At 61.2% G+C, this 17,598-nt stretch carries 18 protein-coding genes; 13 read left to right on the plus strand and 5 right to left on the minus strand.

The window, feature by feature from the left end:
- The first annotated feature begins 1 nt into the window (after nt 1).
- On the plus strand, nt 2-229 hold the full coding sequence (locus ACVC5H_RS17620) for a hypothetical protein (RefSeq protein ID WP_338718788.1): 228 nt from the start codon (nt 2-4) through the stop codon (nt 227-229).
- Between the two features lie 137 nt (nt 230-366).
- Here ACVC5H_RS17620 and ACVC5H_RS17625 read toward each other — a convergent pair whose 3' ends face one another.
- The gene (locus ACVC5H_RS17625; protein WP_489619078.1) at nt 367-1,935 is read right to left on the minus strand and encodes a methyl-accepting chemotaxis protein; all 1,569 of its coding nucleotides are present in this window, start codon (nt 1,933-1,935) and stop codon (nt 367-369) included.
- Nucleotides 1,936-2,314: 379 nt separating this feature from the next.
- On the opposite strand from ACVC5H_RS17625, the gene ACVC5H_RS17630 reads away from it, so the two are divergent.
- The 5 genes from ACVC5H_RS17630 to ACVC5H_RS17650 all read left to right on the plus strand — a co-directional run bounded on the left by ACVC5H_RS17630 (nt 2,315) and on the right by ACVC5H_RS17650 (nt 4,946).
- Nucleotides 2,315-2,449: a hypothetical protein gene (locus tag ACVC5H_RS17630; protein ID WP_489619079.1), complete on the plus strand. Its 135-nt coding sequence runs from the start codon at nt 2,315-2,317 to the stop codon at nt 2,447-2,449.
- Between the two features lie 186 nt (nt 2,450-2,635).
- Nucleotides 2,636-3,037 carry a response regulator gene (locus ACVC5H_RS17635; RefSeq protein WP_338718786.1) on the plus strand — a complete coding sequence of 134 codons (402 nt, stop codon included), beginning with the start codon at nt 2,636-2,638 and terminating at the stop codon, nt 3,035-3,037.
- Nucleotides 3,038-3,045: 8 nt separating this feature from the next.
- Nucleotides 3,046-3,276 carry a hypothetical protein gene (locus ACVC5H_RS17640; RefSeq protein WP_489619080.1) on the plus strand — a complete coding sequence of 77 codons (231 nt, stop codon included), beginning with the start codon at nt 3,046-3,048 and terminating at the stop codon, nt 3,274-3,276.
- A 490-nt stretch (nt 3,277-3,766) separates the two neighbouring features.
- The gene (locus ACVC5H_RS17645) at nt 3,767-4,267 is read left to right on the plus strand and encodes a response regulator transcription factor (protein ID WP_489619081.1); all 501 of its coding nucleotides are present in this window, start codon (nt 3,767-3,769) and stop codon (nt 4,265-4,267) included.
- 25 nt (nt 4,268-4,292) lie between these two features.
- The gene (locus tag ACVC5H_RS17650; protein WP_489619082.1) at nt 4,293-4,946 is read left to right on the plus strand and encodes a diguanylate cyclase domain-containing protein; all 654 of its coding nucleotides are present in this window, start codon (nt 4,293-4,295) and stop codon (nt 4,944-4,946) included.
- A gap of 22 nt (nt 4,947-4,968) precedes the next feature.
- Here the strand turns inward: ACVC5H_RS17650 and ACVC5H_RS17655 are convergent, their stop codons facing one another.
- Nucleotides 4,969-5,514, minus strand: a complete 546-nt coding sequence (locus tag ACVC5H_RS17655) for a VOC family protein (RefSeq protein ID WP_489619083.1) — start codon at nt 5,512-5,514, stop codon at nt 4,969-4,971.
- Between the two features lie 175 nt (nt 5,515-5,689).
- Here ACVC5H_RS17655 and ACVC5H_RS17660 point away from each other — a divergent pair, with 175 nt between their 5' ends.
- Nucleotides 5,690-6,133 carry a MarR family winged helix-turn-helix transcriptional regulator gene (locus ACVC5H_RS17660; protein WP_489619084.1) on the plus strand — a complete coding sequence of 148 codons (444 nt, stop codon included), beginning with the start codon at nt 5,690-5,692 and terminating at the stop codon, nt 6,131-6,133.
- 107 nt (nt 6,134-6,240) lie between these two features.
- On the plus strand, nt 6,241-6,486 hold the full coding sequence (locus ACVC5H_RS17665; RefSeq protein ID WP_489619085.1) for a hypothetical protein: 246 nt from the start codon (nt 6,241-6,243) through the stop codon (nt 6,484-6,486).
- An 86-nt stretch (nt 6,487-6,572) separates the two neighbouring features.
- On the opposite strand, the gene ACVC5H_RS17670 is transcribed toward ACVC5H_RS17665, so the two are convergent.
- Nucleotides 6,573-8,132, minus strand: coding sequence for a sensor domain-containing diguanylate cyclase (locus ACVC5H_RS17670; RefSeq protein WP_489619086.1), 1,560 nt, complete (start codon nt 8,130-8,132; stop codon nt 6,573-6,575).
- Nucleotides 8,133-8,310: 178 nt separating this feature from the next.
- Here ACVC5H_RS17670 and ACVC5H_RS17675 point away from each other — a divergent pair, with 178 nt between their 5' ends.
- Nucleotides 8,311-8,658, plus strand: coding sequence for a hypothetical protein (locus ACVC5H_RS17675; protein WP_489619087.1), 348 nt, complete (start codon nt 8,311-8,313; stop codon nt 8,656-8,658).
- A gap of 67 nt (nt 8,659-8,725) precedes the next feature.
- Here ACVC5H_RS17675 and ACVC5H_RS17680 read toward each other — a convergent pair whose 3' ends face one another.
- The gene (locus ACVC5H_RS17680) at nt 8,726-10,459 is read right to left on the minus strand and encodes a methyl-accepting chemotaxis protein (RefSeq protein WP_489619088.1); all 1,734 of its coding nucleotides are present in this window, start codon (nt 10,457-10,459) and stop codon (nt 8,726-8,728) included.
- 878 nt (nt 10,460-11,337) lie between these two features.
- Entirely contained in the window at nt 11,338-12,687 is a 1,350-nt protein-coding gene (locus tag ACVC5H_RS17685; protein WP_489619089.1) for a glycoside hydrolase family 28 protein, read from the minus strand.
- Between the two features lie 566 nt (nt 12,688-13,253).
- Between ACVC5H_RS17685 and ACVC5H_RS17690 the strand changes: the two genes are divergently transcribed.
- The 4 genes from ACVC5H_RS17690 (at nt 13,254) to ACVC5H_RS17705 (ending at nt 17,596) form a co-directional block, all read left to right on the plus strand.
- Entirely contained in the window at nt 13,254-14,063 is an 810-nt protein-coding gene (locus tag ACVC5H_RS17690; protein WP_489619090.1) for a class II aldolase/adducin family protein, read from the plus strand.
- 37 nt (nt 14,064-14,100) lie between these two features.
- The gene (locus ACVC5H_RS17695) at nt 14,101-15,663 is read left to right on the plus strand and encodes an ABC transporter substrate-binding protein (protein WP_489619091.1); all 1,563 of its coding nucleotides are present in this window, start codon (nt 14,101-14,103) and stop codon (nt 15,661-15,663) included.
- Between the two features lie 101 nt (nt 15,664-15,764).
- Nucleotides 15,765-16,739 (plus strand): ABC transporter permease, encoded by a 975-nt coding sequence (locus ACVC5H_RS17700; protein WP_489619092.1) that lies wholly within the window; start codon nt 15,765-15,767, stop codon nt 16,737-16,739.
- A 14-nt stretch (nt 16,740-16,753) separates the two neighbouring features.
- Complete coding sequence (locus tag ACVC5H_RS17705; RefSeq protein WP_489619093.1) at nt 16,754-17,596, plus strand: ABC transporter permease; 843 nt, start codon at nt 16,754-16,756, stop codon at nt 17,594-17,596.
- The last annotated feature ends 2 nt before the right edge of the window (nt 17,597-17,598 follow it).

Here is a 17,598-nt window from a genome sequence, read left to right on the forward strand (position 1 = left end):
CATGCCCAAGCGTTCCAAGACACCCGAGCCAGTCGTGGTAGTTCCGCCGCAATTCCTGACCGAGCCGGATGGCTTTCTGAATGTCCCGGTGAGCCGCAAGACGCGCGACCACATCCACCACCTGAAGAAGAGCATGCGCGTCTCCAGCCAGGCCGAGGTGATCGAAAAGGCCGTGGCCATCGTCCGTGCCATCGACCTGGCCGCCAAGGGTGAACTGCCCGAAAACTGATACATCCTCGCCGCAACCGGTTCCGGTTGCGGCCTCTCCCTCTGTTCTGCTCCCGCCGTTTTGCCCCGTGCGCAGCAATGCGTCGGCCATAAAAAAGGCTGTCCGAAGACAGCCTTTCACACCGACAGATTCTCCGGTTACATCATCGCACGCACCTGCTGCGGCAGCCGGAAGATCGCCACCTTGCTGGCCAGCTCTGCGGCCTGTCCCTGCATGGAACGCGAAGCGGCAGCGGCTTGTTCCACCAGCGCGGCGTTCTGCTGCGTGACTTCATCCATCTGCGCCACCGCCTGATGCACCTGTTCGATGCCGGCACGCTGTTCGTCGCCGGCAGCGCTGATCTGGCCGATGATGGTATTGACCTGGGCCACGCTGTGCACGATTTCCTGCATGGTCTGACCGGCCTTCTTGACCAGCTGGGCGCCGGAATCGACCTTCTCCACCGAGTCGCCGATCAAGACCTTGATTTCCTTGGCGGCGGCGGCCGAGCGCTGGGCCAGGCTGCGCACTTCGGTGGCCACCACGGCAAAGCCGCGTCCCTGCTCGCCGGCACGCGCAGCTTCCACCGCCGCGTTCAGGGCCAGGATGTTGGTCTGGAAAGCGATACCGTCGATCACGCCGATGATGTCCACGATCTTGCGCGCCGACGCATCGATGGCATCCATGGTGGAGACCACGTTGCCGACGATCTCGCCGCCCTGTCCGGCGATGTGAGAGGCGGCCTGTGCCATCTCCGCAGCCTGGCGTGCATTGGCACTGTTCTGCTGGACCGCGGAGGTCAGCTCTTCCATCGAGGAGGCGGTTTCTTCAAGCGAGCTGGCCTGATGCTCGGTACGGGCCGAGAGGTCCTGGTTGCCGGCGGCGATTTGCTGCGAAGCCGTGGCAATGGTGTCGGTGCCGGTCCGCACGTTGGAGACGATATCGACCAGCGCGGCATTCATCTCGCGCAGTGCGCCCAGCAGTTCGCCGGTTTCGTCGGGCGCATGGTCGGTAATGGTCTTGGTGAGGTCGCCATTGGCCACCTTGCGGGCGGTATCGAGCGCATCGGCCATGGGTACCGTGATGGAGCGGCTGATGGCCATCGCGGCGATCAGGCCGAGCAGGATCGCCACCGCTGCCGAGACGCCCAGAATGGTGGCCGAGGTCACGTAAGTCGCATGCGCGGCTTCGCTGGCCTCGCGCATCTGTCCCTCATAGCGAGCCACCATCTGCTGCAGCGTGGTCAGCAGTTCGCCCTGGGTCTTGTAGCGGGGGCCGAAGAGCAGGCGTTGCCCTTCTTCGTTCTGGTTCTTCAGGCCGAGTGCAACGACATCGTTGGTGAAGGCGAAATAGGCCTTGCTCTGCTCATCGGCGCGCGCCACCAGGCTGCGCGCTTCCTCGCTCAATGCGTTGGAGCGCAAATAGTCCAGCGCCTTCTGATATTCGGCCAGGTCCTTGTCGATGGACTGCTTGTTACTGGCCATCTGCGCTTCATCCGACAAGATGATGATGTTACGCGCTGAACGCGCCACGTTCATCATCAGATATTGCATCTTCTGGGTCGCATTGACCTTGGGATAAATAAAGCCGCTGAGTTCGGAAGAAGTTCTGTCCAGGGAGGACATACGGGTGATGCCGATGACGGTGATGATCACCAGCAACAGCAGGAGCACGGCAAAGCCGGCAGCCAGGCGTGCGCCCAGGCGAAGACGACGGAGAGGATTCATGTGGATCGCGAAGTGGAGAGGGAACGAGACCGGCGGGGGTACCGGTTGTTGGATAGTAAGCTGGATGGGCTGCGGCATCAGGCCGGAACAGAGGGGCAGAGACAGGTCTGATCGGTCTTTGGGACACACCGCCGGACAGCACTGCCGCGCTTGCCCCCAGAGCCTGCGCACCCCATTCACGGCACCGACAGCACTACCCGCTTGCGGCCCATGACGAGACGATACGGATCGCAAAGAGAGGAAAAGAGGGAACTTTACTGCGCAAGCGCAAGTTTGGCCGCCCCGCGACTTCTGGTATAACCACGGTACGTTGCCCGCCTCCCCCCGATCGCGGACGGCGCCTTTGACATCCCATCCCGATAAGTGAAACGAGCAAGCCATGAACAAGCGCCCCCTCTCCCGCTTCGTCAAGCTGCCCCCTCCGGCTAGCTTGCCCCATGCCGCTGCAGTGAGCCATCCGCTGCACGTGCAGACCACCCTGAACTTCTTCTTCGCGCCGGCAAGCGGGCCCTGAGCCGCTGATCGCTTGCCAGCACGTTCCACTGGTTCGCCAGGCAACACGCACGACCTACGCGTCGACTGATCCGGCACGATCCGGCGGCATGCTGCCGTCCGCTTTGGCCGGGCACCGTCGCCATGCCAAGGGTCGGCATCGCATTGGCTTTCCGCAACATTGCCCCCCCTCAAGGACATCACCACCATGGCTGATACAGACCAACATTTTCTCGTCGTCGATGATTTCTCGACGATGCGCCGCATCGTCAGCGGTTTGCTCAAGGAGCTCGAATACACCAAGATCGTGGAAGCCGATGATGGCTCCACGGCGCTGAAGATCCTGGAATCAGGCGCCTCCGGCATCACCTTCGTCTTGACCGACTGGAACATGCCGGTCATGGATGGCCTGACGCTGCTCAAGAAGATCCGCGCCACGCCGGCCCTGTCACATCTGCCCGTGCTGATGATCACGGCCGAAGCCAAAAAGGAAAACATCGTCATGGCGGCCCAGGAAGGCGCCGATGGCTACATCGTCAAACCCTTCAACGCCGCCACGCTCAAGGAAAAGCTCGAGAAGATCCTGGCGCGCCGCGCACAGATGAAATAAGAGGCTCCATGGATATCCCCGCCAACGACGACCAGCAGGAACCGCAAGTGGGCAGCATCATCAAGCAGGCCTCGATGACTACCCGCATCCACCAGACCATCTATACCCTGGAGAGCCGCATCATCCAGCAGGAAGCGGGCGTGCAGCGCTCGGAATATCGTGTCCTGCTGGAACGCGATGTCATCAAGGACTGGACCGAAGGTGACGTAGCCCAGTATTTCGGACTGGACATCTACTGATCCTGGCGGCCGTATCTTGCGGCCACTGTGTGTCAAAAAAAGACGGCAACCTGCGGGTTGCCGTCTTTTTTTTGGGGCCATACAGCCCCGTACAGCATGCATTTGCGATCAGGTGAAAAGCATGGCATCATCGCGCGCCGCATTTCCAAAATGCAACACAATCGAGATTTTCTGTGAAACTCCGTGCAGGTAAAAGCAGGTATAACGTAACCGACAATGATACTGATCCGTTACGAGCGGACTATCAGGGCTGTTTCATTTTGGGGATGTGAATCGACGTGGCAGTGTTAATCGTAGAGCATCCAGGCGAAGGGCCAGGGGTTGTGCTGAAGGCCTTGCATGCGAGTGGATTACCGGTAAGGACTGTGACGGCACTGTCAGCGCTGGAGGACGAGATTCAAAAAAAAAGCCTGCCATCCTGATCATCGAGACGCATCGGCTCGTGCCGGGCTTGCGGCCATTGGTAGCGGATCTGCGGCAAAAGTTTCCCATGCTGGGCATCGTCGTCATCGGCGAGAACGTCAGCGAGGCGGTGCAGGAAGACACTTTGCACGACGGCGCTGACTACTTCCTCCCCAAGCCGATCAGGGAAGGTTTGCTGCTGGCCACCATTCGCTCCTTCCTGCGGCGCCTGCGCATCCTGCATCTGCCTGCTGCCGGCACGACCGAAGCCTGGACCCTCTATCGTCGCCACGGCACCCTGGTCAGTCCCCACAATGAACGCGTCGCGCTCAGTGAGAGGGAATGCGCAGTGCTCACCACGCTCTTCCTGAACCCGCATTTCCCGGTCAGTACGGAACACCTGATGCATGCGCTCAATATCACGGCCGAGATCATCGATCCGCATCGCATCGATACCATCATCTATCGCATCCGGAAGAAGCTGGCCCAGCTGGCCCACACCCGCTTCGAGATCCGGAACATCTATGGCAGAGGATTCATCTGCGTGGCAATGAAAGAAGGTGCGGCCTTTTATGTTTGGGATGGATAACAGCGAATTGGCCAGGCTCAGCCAGATGGTGTGGAAACATGTCTCGTCCGGCACCCTGGGTGCCGTTGGCGCACTGGGCGTGATGGGTGCACTGGGTGCCCTGCTGGCGTCGGCGCGCGTGCGCTGCCGCCAGTTGCACCGGCAGTTGCACGAAGCGCGCTCCGCCAATGACAGACTGCGCCAGCAAGCGCTCTACGACGGTCTGACCGGTCTGCCCAACCGTTGCCTGCTGGCGCAGCGCATCACCGCGGCCATTGCCCGCGCTCAGCGCGAACAGGGCAGCTTTGCGCTGCTGTTCCTCGATCTGGATGGCTTCAAGTCGGTCAACGACCGCCACGGCCATGCGGCCGGCGACCTGCTGCTGATGCAGATCGGCGAGCGGCTCAGCGCCAGCCTGCGGCACGCCGACACGATTGCACGCATCGGCGGTGATGAATTCGTGGTACTCACCGAGATCGTTGCCACCGGTGACATCCACGTCATCCGCGACAAGCTCACCCAGTCGCTGGAGACGCCCTTCCAGATCGGCCCTGCAGCATTGTCGGTCAGGGCCAGTCTGGGCCATGCACACTATCCCGAGGATGGGCGGTCGATGGAAGAACTGCTGGCCTGCGCCGACCAGGGCATGTATCACCTCAAGCGCATTCGCCAGGCACAGGCGGCTACTACCGCGCAATGATGGGCGCGGTAGTGGCGATTCTTTATTGGGCAGTCGCCGTGAATTCCTGCGCATGCATCCAGGCAGCGTGCTTCGGGGCGCGGCGCGTACTTGCCCACTCGTCGAGCATCTCCCACTTGACCTCATCCAGGCGCCGCAGCTGCTCCGGGCTGGCGCAATCGGCGGCCAGCTCGACGCGATGGCCGCTGGGATCGAAGAAGTAAATGGACTTGAAGATGGTGTGATCGGTGATGCCGACCACATCGATGCCATCGGCCTGCAGGCGCTGCATGACCTCCCTGAGCGTGGCTTCGCTGTCCACCTTGAAGGCGATGTGCTGCACCCAGGCAGGCGTATTGGTGTCGCGCCCCATGGGCGGCGAGTTGGGGATCTCGAAGAAGGCCAGCACGTTGCCCTGCCCGGCATCGAGGAAGACGTGCATATACGGATCGGGCGCCTTGGTGGAGGGCACCTGGTCTTCGGCAATGGCCAGGATGAAATCCATATTGAGATATTTCTGGTACCAGGTCACGGTCTGCCGGGCGTCCTTGCAGCGGTAGGCAACGTGATGGATGCGGTCGATCTTCATGGGGCGTCTCCTCGGATGGCAATCCTGTAATTAGTAACAATTGTTACTATATGGAGGACGCACGGCCAGGGTCAACGCCGAAAAAGGCCAAGTGCGGCCGTGCATGCACGGTTCTTGATGTGGATCAAATGTCCGGTTGCCATGCCGGATTGGTAACGTCTGTTACCATAGCGAAATGAAACTGCAAACCTTCTTCCCTTATCAGCTGGCTCAGCTGGCCGAGGCTGTGAGCCGATCGGTCGCCAGCGTCTATGCGGACCGCTTCGGCCTGAGCCGTGACGAGTGGCGCATCCTCGCCGCGCTGGCCGAAGAGGGCCAGATGCAGGCCAGTGATCTTGTCCCGCACACTTCGCTGGACAAGATGCAGGTCAGCCGCGCCCTGGCACGCATGGAACAGGATGGACTGGTGGTGCGCCAGCCCAGCCCGGAGGATGCGCGTGCCCGCCTCGTCAAGCCCACGGCGCAAGGCCGCAAGCTGTACCGCAAGATCGTGCCGATGGTGCAAGAGCGTGAAGCCCACCTCTTGCAGACGCTGAGCTGCAGCGAGCGCGAGGCCTTGATGCGGGCCATGGAGAAGATCAGGGAGCGCGCATTGCGCCCCTCGAACGACACCGATTGAGGCTGGCGCAAGACGTGTCGGTGCCTGGCTGACTTGATTCTGCGGGCGCTTCTGATAACGCGCTTGGGCAGACGGGACTACCTTGTGAGTTTTCCAAGGAGACTGCCATGACCGCCCCCGACCGCAACCATCAGCACGACATCAACCGTGAAGAGGAGCAAGCCCGCCGTCCCAAGGAAGGACCGACCCGGACCCACTTCGAGAAAGAGCCTCAAGGCCACGAAGGGACCTTGGGCGGCCAACCTCCGCTCAATGCGCCGGCCGGTATCCAGCGCATCGGGCGCGGCGGCGTGCTGGTGGAGAAAAGCCCGAACGCTGCGGACGACGAGGCGCCTGCACACGGCTCTGCCTGAGGCTCCCCGGGGCGACCGAACTCATTTCCTCAACAGGCGTGAGATGCATTCTAGAACCCATTTCATAAATAGGCGTGAGATGCGTTCTAGGCAGACCAGGCCGTCGTCGGCCTGCTGCCGCTGAATTCACGGAATACCCATCGGCCGCGGCCCTGCGCCTTGGCCTGGTAGAGCGCCTTGTCAGCACTATCGACGAGCTCGCGCGGAAGGTAGGGGAAGCCTGCCCTCGATTCGACGGAGGTGATGCCGATGCTCACGCTGGCCCGGCCGTCTGTACCGGCGGCGTGCTCAATGGCGAGAGCCCGGACTGCCGCGTCTATCCGCTCGGCGACGATGACTGCGCCGTCACGGCCGCATTCACGCAGCAATACCGAGAATTCTTCGCCGCCGTATCTCGCCACCGTATCGGTTTCACGCTGGGCGGCCGCCGCGATGGCTGAGGCGATCATCTTCAGGCAGACATCGCCTGCCGCATGGCCATACCTGTCGTTGTATTGTTTGAAGTAATCGACGTCGATCATGAGCAGCGAAAAAGCCCCGCCCGCCCGGGCGAAGCGCGCGGCTTCCGATTCCAGCAGTTCATCAAAGTGACGGCGATTGACGACACCGGTCAATCCGTCGCGCCGCGATTGGCTCTGCAGCAGCTGGAACATCGTCTCGAGCTCAGCCTGTGCCTGCACCGCCTCGGTCTGCGCGCGCTCCCTCAGCGATACCTGGGCGACCATCTTGTTGCCACCGTAGCCGATGGCCAGCAGCAGCAGGATGATGCCGGCAGCACGCCAGAGGGCACGCCGCCGCCAGGTCTGGAGGATCTCTTCCTTGGAGACGCCGACGTTGACGAAGAGCGGGTAATTGGCCAGGTGCCTGAAGCCGTAGATGCGCAGCACACCGTCCTGTATCGAGCGCACTTCAACCTGCCCTGCCTCGGCGAACCTGACGTGCTGCTGGAACAGGACTGATTGCTCCAGCGATTTTCCCATCGAGTCGGCAAGCAGGGGCCTGCGATACAGGACGGGGGCATCGTCGGAAGCCAGCATGATGGCACCTTCCCGGCCGATATCGAACTGGCGATAGAAGCGCTCGAAGAACTGGATATCCAGCGTGGCCAGCACGACCCCGCCGAAAGAACCATCGGGCTTGTTGATGCGCCGGCTCATCGTGAGCACCCACTGGCCGGTCGACTTGCTGCGCACGGGCTTGCCGATGAAGGGGGTATTAAGACGATGTGCCTTGTGATGCTGAAAATAATCGCGGTCGCTGTTGTTGAAACGCGTTTCCAGCACAGGCTGGGATGAGGCGATCCATGCCCCTTTTTCATCGTAGACGAACAGGCCCGCCAGTTGCACCACCTCCCCGACATTGCGGACCAGGAAGTTGTGCAGGCGCTCGTTGCCCATCGACGGGAGCGAATTGCCCTGCACCTGCTCCAGGACCTCCTTGAGCACGATATCCACTTCATCCAGCGCCTGGTCCGCATGCTGCGACAGGGCCAGCGCCATGTTGGCCGTGGAGCGAAACGATTCCTCCATCTCGGCGGCATGTTCATGCCAGCTGGTCCATGCCTCCAGCATGACGATGATGACGCATACGGCGGCCACGAATCTCTTGGCCGCCCGGGACGCCACCTTGATCGAACACACTTCCATTGCTATCTCCTGCACGGTGACGTCTCATGGCGCCATTATCGTTTGGGCAACCAGGCTCCGCCATCAGAAATTGCCTGAGACAAAGACGCTCGGGCCATCGCAAGGAAGCACGGTCCTCAGGATTCTCCTGATGGCGCGGCGTAATCAAGACGATATAAGGTAACGGCCGGGAGAAATAATGATAAATAGTTTTGCAGAGAACATCGCCGACCGATACCTTGCGATCGTCACCGAACTGGCCGATAAGGCCGGCGCCAATCTCATCGTCGGGGACCTGATCCGCAGTGCGACGCGCAATTGTCTGGTGGCCATGCATGCGGCTGGCGCTGAGTCCGCCGAAATCAGGCAATGCCTGGGCGCACTGATTGCCCGGCATATCGGCGCTGCGCGCGCACAAGGCGGGCGGTCGCTGGCGGCGTGGGTGCACGCCAGGAACCATATGGAATTTTTGCTGTTCATCGAGGAACAGGAAGATTTGGCACGCTGCCCCGGCGTTGCAGCCGGGGCCGGCGCGATGTTTCACTGAACCAGCGGCCCTGGGAAGACGGCGCGCATCGCCAGCTCATGCGTGCCGTCTGGTATCACGGCGCCTTTCAAAAGGTCTCCCACTCCGAATCAGCCTTATTGTGCTTGGACGTCGCCACACTCTCCTTGACCGCTTCATTCTTCTTGGGCAAGGGCAGCGTGGCGGTTTCACGCACGACGGTCTTTGCTGCCGGGGCCGGGCGAGGCGCAGCACGAGCAGGTGCGGGAGCCACTCCGGCTTGTGCAGCACCTGCCACCTTGAACACTCCGACCGCCGAGCGCAGTTCGGTGGCCTGCTCCGACATCGCTTGTGCCGCTGCAGCGGCCTGCTCCACCAGTGCCGCATTTTGCTGGGTGACCTGATCCATCTGGGCCAGCGCCTGGTTGACCTGCTCGATGCCTGCGGTCTGCTCCGACGAGGCGGCGCTGATCTCGTTCATGATGTCGGTTACGTTGCGCACGGCCTGCACCACTTCGCCAATCGTCACGCCGGCCTCGCCTACCAGTTGCGTGCCCCGTCCAACCCGTTCGGCCGACAGCGTAATGAGATCCTTGACGTCCTTGGCCGCTGCCGCACTGCGTTGTGCCAGAGAGCGCACTTCGCTGGCAACTACCGCGAAACCGCGTCCCTGCTCGCCGGCGCGGGCAGCCTCAACTGCCGCATTGAGCGCAAGAATGTTGGTCTGGAAGGCGATACCTTCGATCACCGTGATGATGTCGGACACCTTGCTGGAACTATCCGAAATCTCGTTCATGGTGTCAACGACACGACTGACCACCTCCCCGCCCTTGACCGCGAGGCTCGACGCGTTCTCGGCCAGCACGTTGGCCTGCTTGGCATTATCGGAGTTCTGCCGCACGGTGGAGGTCAGTTCCTCCATGCTGGAGGCGGTCTCTTCGAGCGAAGCGGCCTGCTCTTCGGTGCGCTGGGACAGGTCGGTATTGCCGGTGGCAATCTCGCCGGCTGCCACGGTGATCGATTCACCTGAAGCCTGGATGCCGCGCACGATATTGGTCAACTGATCTTTCATGCTGATCAGCGATGCCATCAGGCTGGTACGGTCGTTCGGCTTGAGCGCCACGGCCACGGTCAGGTCCCCCGCCGCAATGGACTGCGCCACTGCAGCGGCATCAGCCGGCTCGCCGCCCAGGGCGTGGAGGATGCTGCGGGTGATGGTCAGCCCCGCACCGATGGCCAGCAGGATCGTGATCGAACCGGCGGCGATGAGAGTCCACAACGTGGACTTGCTCAAGGTATGCACCTGCTCGCTGCGCACGGACAAGAGCGACTCCTCGGCCTGCACGAATTCTTGCTGTACGACACGAAAGCGATCCATGAAGATCTTGTCGTGGGTGGCAGCGAAATAGGTTTGCAATTCCTGGGTGGATGCGCTGGCATTGGCCTCTTTTCTCAGCTTCATCAGCTTTTGATCGACTTCCTCGATCTTGTCGGTCAGATCGAGCATTTCCACCAGACGCTTCTGCTGGGCGGGATTGTCAGCCGTGAGCGACCTGGCCTTCTCGAAGGCCGTGCGGAAATTCTTGCGGCCATCCTTGTACGGATCAAGAAAAGCTTCATTGCCCGACGCCACGTAGCCGCGAATGCCGGTTTCGATATTGACCATGTTGAGCAGCATGTCGTCGGCCGCCCCCATCACTTCATAGGTATGGATGTTCATGGCACTGGCCCCTTCGAGCCTGGAGAAATTGAACAAGGACACGCTGCTGCCAATCAACGAGACCACGACCAGTGCAAGAAATGCCAGACCTAATTTTTTACCGACGGTAAGTGATGAAAACATGCTGTTCCCCTTTCTGAAGCCGTATTTGGCGATTGTGTATTTGAGTTTTTGTATTTCTTTGCCTCGGACGCGCCGACGAAAGAGCCCCCTCTTGTCGACACATCACCAGCAACCGAACCTACGTTGACTGACAGGCCTTGCTCAGAGCAAAACCGGCGCCAGACCTGGCGATCAGGAGCGGTCCTGCCTGACCATCGATGCCGCCTCTTCAAGCCTCTCGGGCAAGCTTTCCAACATGCTGCCGAGACACTTCAACTGACTCAACAGCAGGTGGACGTCGCTATCCGACACCGGGTTTCTGCGCTTCCAGTGCGCATTTGACTTTCCTCCTGAGGTAGTTGAGTTACGGCATCAGCCTTGGCGAATTCTCCGCGCACACAACAAGCTGAGCGTGACTGACGTTAAATAGCTGTAAATTACCCGCGAGATCGCGAAAAGCTTGTAATCTTGTCAGTTGCCTAAAAGACCACAGATTCCACCTTGGAGTGGAGAAACATCAGGAACACATGGCTTCCTGACGGGAAGGCCACTGAGTGTGATTAACGTTGATGCGAGGAGGAAAGGCAGAATCAGGCGGTAGAACCATAAGGAAGTAAAAACGCCCCCCACGGCTTATTCAGGGCAGGATTCTGAATACCCTGATCAGCACGGCCTGGCGCGCGGGCCTGGGACTGGTCAGCGTGCCGATATAGACCTCCCGGTTGCTCCAGCCGTACTTTTCTTCGGCGCGCTCAGCGTGATGTTGGAAAAGTCAGGAAGAATGAAGGACGCTCGGCCCCGCCAGCTGGTGCTGTGTAGGGCGATTGCGGTGACGTCGAGAAAACAAACAACAGTCATCCAGCGCGTTGGATGACTGACGGGCAAGCAGACACCGGCCATCAACCGGCTGGAAACGGCGTCCAGCGCGCAGCACACTGCATCTGTTCCACGCCGGCCACCGGGGCGGCCAGGCCGGCAGGCAGAGGGGATACGCCACCCGGCCCGGAACTCAAATGCGCATATTCCACTTGCCAGGCGGCCTCTTCGGCAAAGGTGACACCATCGAGCGTCAGTTCCAGGAGATGATCCGCATCATGGCCTCGCACGACCAGGGTGCCGCCCTCTCCGCTGACATGGTGCAGCAGGATATCGCGGTAGACGGGAATGGCGTCGCCCGTGGCGTGCGCATCATAACGGGTATCAAACTCCAGCGGACGGCGGTTATTGCGCAGGCACACATTCTCGTAGCGCACCGCGCTGACCAGGCCACCGCGGCTGGCATCGCTCTTGATCCGCAGGCCGGAGACGGCGCCATCGATGCTGACATCGCGGACCAGGATATCGCTCACGCCACCGGATGTCTCGCTACCGATGGACAGGCCATGCCCCCAATACAGATGATCGTCCACGATAGAAACATGGTGGGCGCCGCCATGACCGCCCTTGATGGCGATATGGTCATCACCGGTGCGGATGAAGCTGTGGGCGATGGTGACATCCTGCGCGTCGGCAGGATCGATGCCATCCGTGTTGCGGGCATCGGCCGGGGTATCGATGCGTATTCCCCAGATGGTCGCGCCCTCGGTCTGGCTCAGGGCGACGTGGAAGTTGGGCGAGTTGACGAGGGTGATCCGATAGAACGTGATGTCACGCGCATGCACCACCTGAATCAGGCGCGGCACATTTTGTTTGCCGCGCTCCCGCTGCGCGCGCCGCGCCAGTTGCCACCAGGATTCCTTGCTGCCCGCCATGACCTCACCGCCCTGCCCGTCAATGCGGCCGGTGCCGACGATGCCGCCGCCGCGCGCACCTTCAAAGAGAATGAAGGGGCGGCATCCTGCGCCCTTCTCGTCAATGGTGCCGCAGTGGCCATTGCGATCAAACAAGGCAGGATCGGCGGCCGCTACGAGGGTAGCGCCCTCGTCGATCCAGAGCGTAACGCCTGACTTCATCACCAGAGGGCCGCTGACAAAGCGACCACCCGCAACACTTGCCATCAGCCTGACCGCCTGGCCGGCAGCACAGGCATCGATGGCCTGCTGCAAGCGTCGGGTTTCCTGTATCACCGAACTGGGCTGCACCGGAACGAGTGTCGTACAGATAGCCGACTGCGGCGGAAGCGATGGCTCGACCACCAGGCGGCGATCCTGGGCATGCACAGCGACGCCGGCCATCATCGAGAGAGCCAGAAGCAGAGCTGCGAAGATCAGGCGAAAAGGCAGACTCAGTGCAGGGGGGCGGGTGAGCATCGTGCGGATCATCAAATGCAGGGAAGCGATGGGATGCGATGGGATGCGATGGTACTCTCTTCGGCCTTAAGATGCGTAACGAAGCGCGCTTGGGGGAGCGCTGATAGAAAATTCCGATGGTCGGAGGGAATGCTAGTCCTTTGACTCAAGCAATGACAAACCTCCATTACCGTCCAATCTCCTGCGACACCCTCTTGCTCCATACCGTAGCCGCCGGTCGCTGTCCCCCATCAATAATCAGCATTCACTCGACAAGATAGAGCAGATATTGCTCAACAGCCGCCATGCTGACTACACCGTTTTATCTTCTACGTTCTTGCCGCGCTGGCCGATGGCAGCACCTGTGCCCTGGGTGCGGATGGTATGGACCACAGGTGTGCACCAACGGTCTGTTTAGATGCGGACAAAAAGTAGAGAAGCACCGCCATAGTGCGCAGCAAGTGCGCCAATAGCATCCAAGCCCCGGTTTATACCTCTATTTGTAGCGAAAACTGCCTGGCACATTTCATGCTCATGCTATCTGTCGACAGCCGACAGTCGTCCGCCAGAACTCACACGGAGATCGCATGGAAACACTCGAACGCAGTGCGCTGGATGTCCGCAACTCCCACTCCTCCAGGTCGCCGGCGGAGTGGCAGATCCGCCAGGAACTGGCCGCCGCCTATCGCCTGGTAGCCCTATACGGTATGGAAGACAGTATCTATACCCACATTTCAGCGCGCGTACCCGGCACGGATGACCAGTTCCTGATCAACCCCTTCGGCATGCTTTTTCGCGATATCACCGCGTCCTCACTGGTAAAAATCGATCTGGCCGGCAACATCGTCGAACCCAGTGAGTACGACGTCAACCCGGCCGGTTTTACCATCCATAGCGCGGTGCACGCGGCGCGCCACGATGCGGTGTGTGTGCTGCACACCCATACCGTGGCCGGCGTGGCGGTGTCGTCGATGGCCGATGGCTTGCAACCCTGCAACCAGTGGTCCCTGCAATTCCACAAGAGAGTGGCGTATCACCAATTCGAAGGCATCGCGCTCAACCACGCCGAACGCGAGCGCCTGGTGGCTGACCTGGGGCCCAGCCTGCGCGCCCTGATCTTGCGCAACCATGGCCTGGTGACACTAGGCCGCAGCGTGGCCGAAGCCTTCATCCTGATGCACAACCTGGAGCGCGCTTGCCGCGTGCAGGTGGCCATACAGAGTTCCGGCCAGGCCACCAACCCGGTGCCGGAAGAGATTTGCGAGCTGACCGCCAGCCAGTACGAGAGTGGCGACACCAATCGCCTGGCCAGCGCGCCGGCCGACCTTTACGCACGCGAATGGCGTGCCCTGCTGCAACGTCTGGAGCCGCCCTCCACCAGTTCTTACCGCGACTGAGACTCCCTCCCTCTCCCACCCTGAAAGGTTTGCATCGATGAAACGCCGCCATCTGATCAAAGCCATTCCTGCCGCCGTCGGCCTGTCCATCGCCGGCGTACCGCTGGCCAGTCTGTCCCAGGCCAGGAAGGGCATCGTCAACGTGCTGGTCCAGCCCGAACCGCCGGGCCTCATGATCGGGATCGTACAAAACGCGCCCGCCCAGATGATCGCCGGCAATATCTACGAAGGCTTGCTGCGCTATAACGAAAAGCTTGAGCCGCAGCCGCAGTTGGCCACGTCGTGGACCGTCAGCGCCGACAAGAAAACCTATACATTCAAGCTCAAGCCCAACGTCAAATGGCACGACGGCAAGCCCTTCAGCGCTGCCGACGTGGTGTTTTCCTGTGACGTGTTCCTGCGCAAGACCCATGCGCGCTTGCGCGCCAGTCTGGCGCAGGTCGAGTCGATCAGGGCCATTGATCCGCTGACGGTCGAGTTCAAGCTGAAACAGCCCTTCGGTCCCTTCCTGGGCATCTTCGAAAACGGCACCATGCCGATGGTGCCCAAGCATCTCTACGAAAACACTGACTTCCTGACCAATCCGGCCAACGCCACGCCCATCGGCACCGGCCCGCTCAAGTTCAAGGAATGGTCCAAGGGCTCCTACATCCACCTGGTCGCCAATGAGAACTACCACCAGGCCGGCGTCGTCAGCATCGACAGCATCTACTTCCACGTGATTCCCGACGCCGCCGCGCGCGCCGCAGCCTTTGAGTCGGGCAAGGTCGACATCGCACCGGGCGGTACGATCGAGTACTTCGACGTGGCGCGCCTGTCCAAATTGCCGGGCGCCGCCGTCACCACCAAGGGCTGGGAATTTTTCGCGCCACAAAGCTGGCTATGGATGAACAACCGGACCGCGCCGATGGACAACATCAAATTCCGTCAGGCCATCTGGACTGCGATCGACCGCGACGCCATCGCCAAGATCGCCTGGTATGGCTATGCCAAGCCGGCCACCGGCCCGTTCAACAGCCACATCGCCTTCGCCAGCGAAGACGTTGCCAGGTATCCGCACGATACGGCCAAGGCCAAGGCCTTGCTGGCCGAAGCCGGCTACAAGGGCCAGACCCTGCGCCTGCTGCCGCTGCCCTATGGGGAATCATGGCAGCGTCAGGCCGAGATCGTGCGCCAGAACCTGAGCCAGGCCGGCGTCAAGATCGAGATGGTCGCCACCGACGTAGCTGGCTGGAACCAGCGCTGCAGCGAATGGGATTTCGACCTGGCCTTTACCTATGTCTATCAGTACGGCGACCCGGCGCTCGGGGTTTCACGCAACTACACCAGCGACAACATCGCCAAGGGTTCGCCGTTCAACAATGCGGCCGGCTATGTCAATCCCAAGGTGGACGAGTTGTTTGCCGCCGGCGCACGCGAAGGTGACCAGAACAAGCGTCGCGCCATCTATCAGGAAGTGCAGAAGATCCTGGTGGACGAGGTGCCGGTGGCATGGCTGCATGAAATCAATTTTCCCACCTTGTATCGCACCAGGATCCAGAACGTCATCAGTTCCGGCATCGGCCTCAATGACAGTCTGGGACGGGCCAAGCTGGCCTGAAACCGGCCGGACGACCAATCCGATCTGCGTTTTTTTGATCCCGCATGCGCTGGTCCGGCCGAGGCTGGACGGGCCGCTGCATGCCCGAACCCGAGCCTGCGATGAAACGACTTCAATTCATGTCCGTGCGTCTGCTGCAAGGCCTGTTCGCCCTGCTGGTGATCGCTACCGTCAATTTCATGCTGGTGCGTGCCGCACCGGGCGATCCGGTGTCCGTGATGGCCGGCGAAGCCGGCGCTTCCGACGCCCAGTTCGTGGCTCAGCTGCGCCAGCAATTCGGCCTTGATCAGCCGCTGCCGGTGCAACTGGTCAATTATCTGGAACATACCATCCGACTCGATCTGGGTTTCTCCTATCGCCAGCAGCAATCGGTGGCGAGCCTGATCATGGACCGCCTGCCGGCCACGCTGCTGCTGACCGGTGCTGCCTTCGGGCTGTCGCTGCTCTTCGGCATCGTCTTGGGTGCGTGGTCGGCGCGGCATGCGGGCAAGTGGCAGGACAGTCTCGGCACGGTTGTCTCGCTGGTGTTCTATGCCACGCCGCTGTACTGGCTGGCGATGATGGCCGTGCTGCTGTTCTCGGTGCGCTTTGAACTGCTGCCCGCATTCGGCTTTTTCACCGTGGGTGCGGAGCTGTCAGGACTGGGCAAGGCCATCGATATCGGCAAGCACCTGATTCTGCCGGCGCTGACACTGGCGCTGTTCTACATGGCGGTGTATGCACGCATGACGCGTGCCTCCATGCTGGAAGTGGCGCAGATGGATTTCGTCAAGACCGCGCGCGCCAAGGGTGTATCGCCAGGGCGCATCCAGCGTCGTCACATCTTGCGCAATGCGCTGCTGCCAGTCGTCACCCTGGCCGGCATTCAGGCCGGCGGCATGATCGGCGGTGCCGTGCTGACAGAGACCGTGTTCGCCTGGCCGGGCATCGGCCGCCTGATGTTTGATGCGCTGCTGCAGCGCGACTACAACCTGCTGCTGGGATGTTTTCTGTTCAGCGCTGCCATGGCCGTGCTGTTCAACCTGATTACCGATTTCGTCTACACCATCGTCGATCCACGCATCGAACTGGGCTAAGCCAAGGAGACGTCATGAAGAGCAATTTCTGGCGGCGCTTCTGCCGCAACAAGGGCGCGGTGTTCGGTCTGATCGTACTGGTGCTGGTGGTGCTGGTCACGGCCTTTGGCCCATGGCTGGTGCAGAGCAGCCCCTGGGACATGGTTGGCATGCCCTTCGCTGCGCCGCTGGCAGAACAGGGCTTGCCGCTGGGCACCGACACGATGGGCCGCGACATTCTGTCGGGCGTGGTCTCGGGTGCCCGCGTCTCGCTGCTCATCGGGGTAGTGTCGACGGTGGTCTCGTTGCTTATCGGCGTGGGCCTGGGTGCCATCTCGGGCTACTTCGGCGGCTGGATCGATGCCGCCCTGATGCGCTTCACCGAAATGTTCCAAGCCGTGCCCAGCTTTGCGCTGGCCATCGTGCTGGTTGCGATCTTTTCGCCCTCGGTGCAATCCATCGTGGCGGCCATCGCCGTGGTGTCGTGGCCGCCAGTGGCGCGGCTGGTGCGCAGTGAATTCCTCACCCTGCGCCAGCGGGACTTCGTGGCCGCCGCCCAACTGGCGGGCCAGTCCACACCGCGCATCATCCTGACGCAGATATTGCCCAATGCGGCTTCGCCCATCATCGTGATGGCCTCGCTGATGGTGGCCACTGCGATCCTGCTGGAATCTTCATTGAGTTTCATGGGACTGGGTGACCCCAGTCAGATGAGTTGGGGCTACATGGTCGGCTCGGCTCGCACCGTGCTGCGCCAGGCCTGGTGGATGGCGGTGTTCCCCGGGATGGCGATCCTGCTGACGGTACTGGCGCTAAATCTGGTGGGCGAAGGCCTCAACGACGGCCTCAACGCACGTGCTGACGGGAGGGGGAAATGAAA

It is taken from the genome of Herbaspirillum sp. Her3 (genome assembly GCF_057961275.1).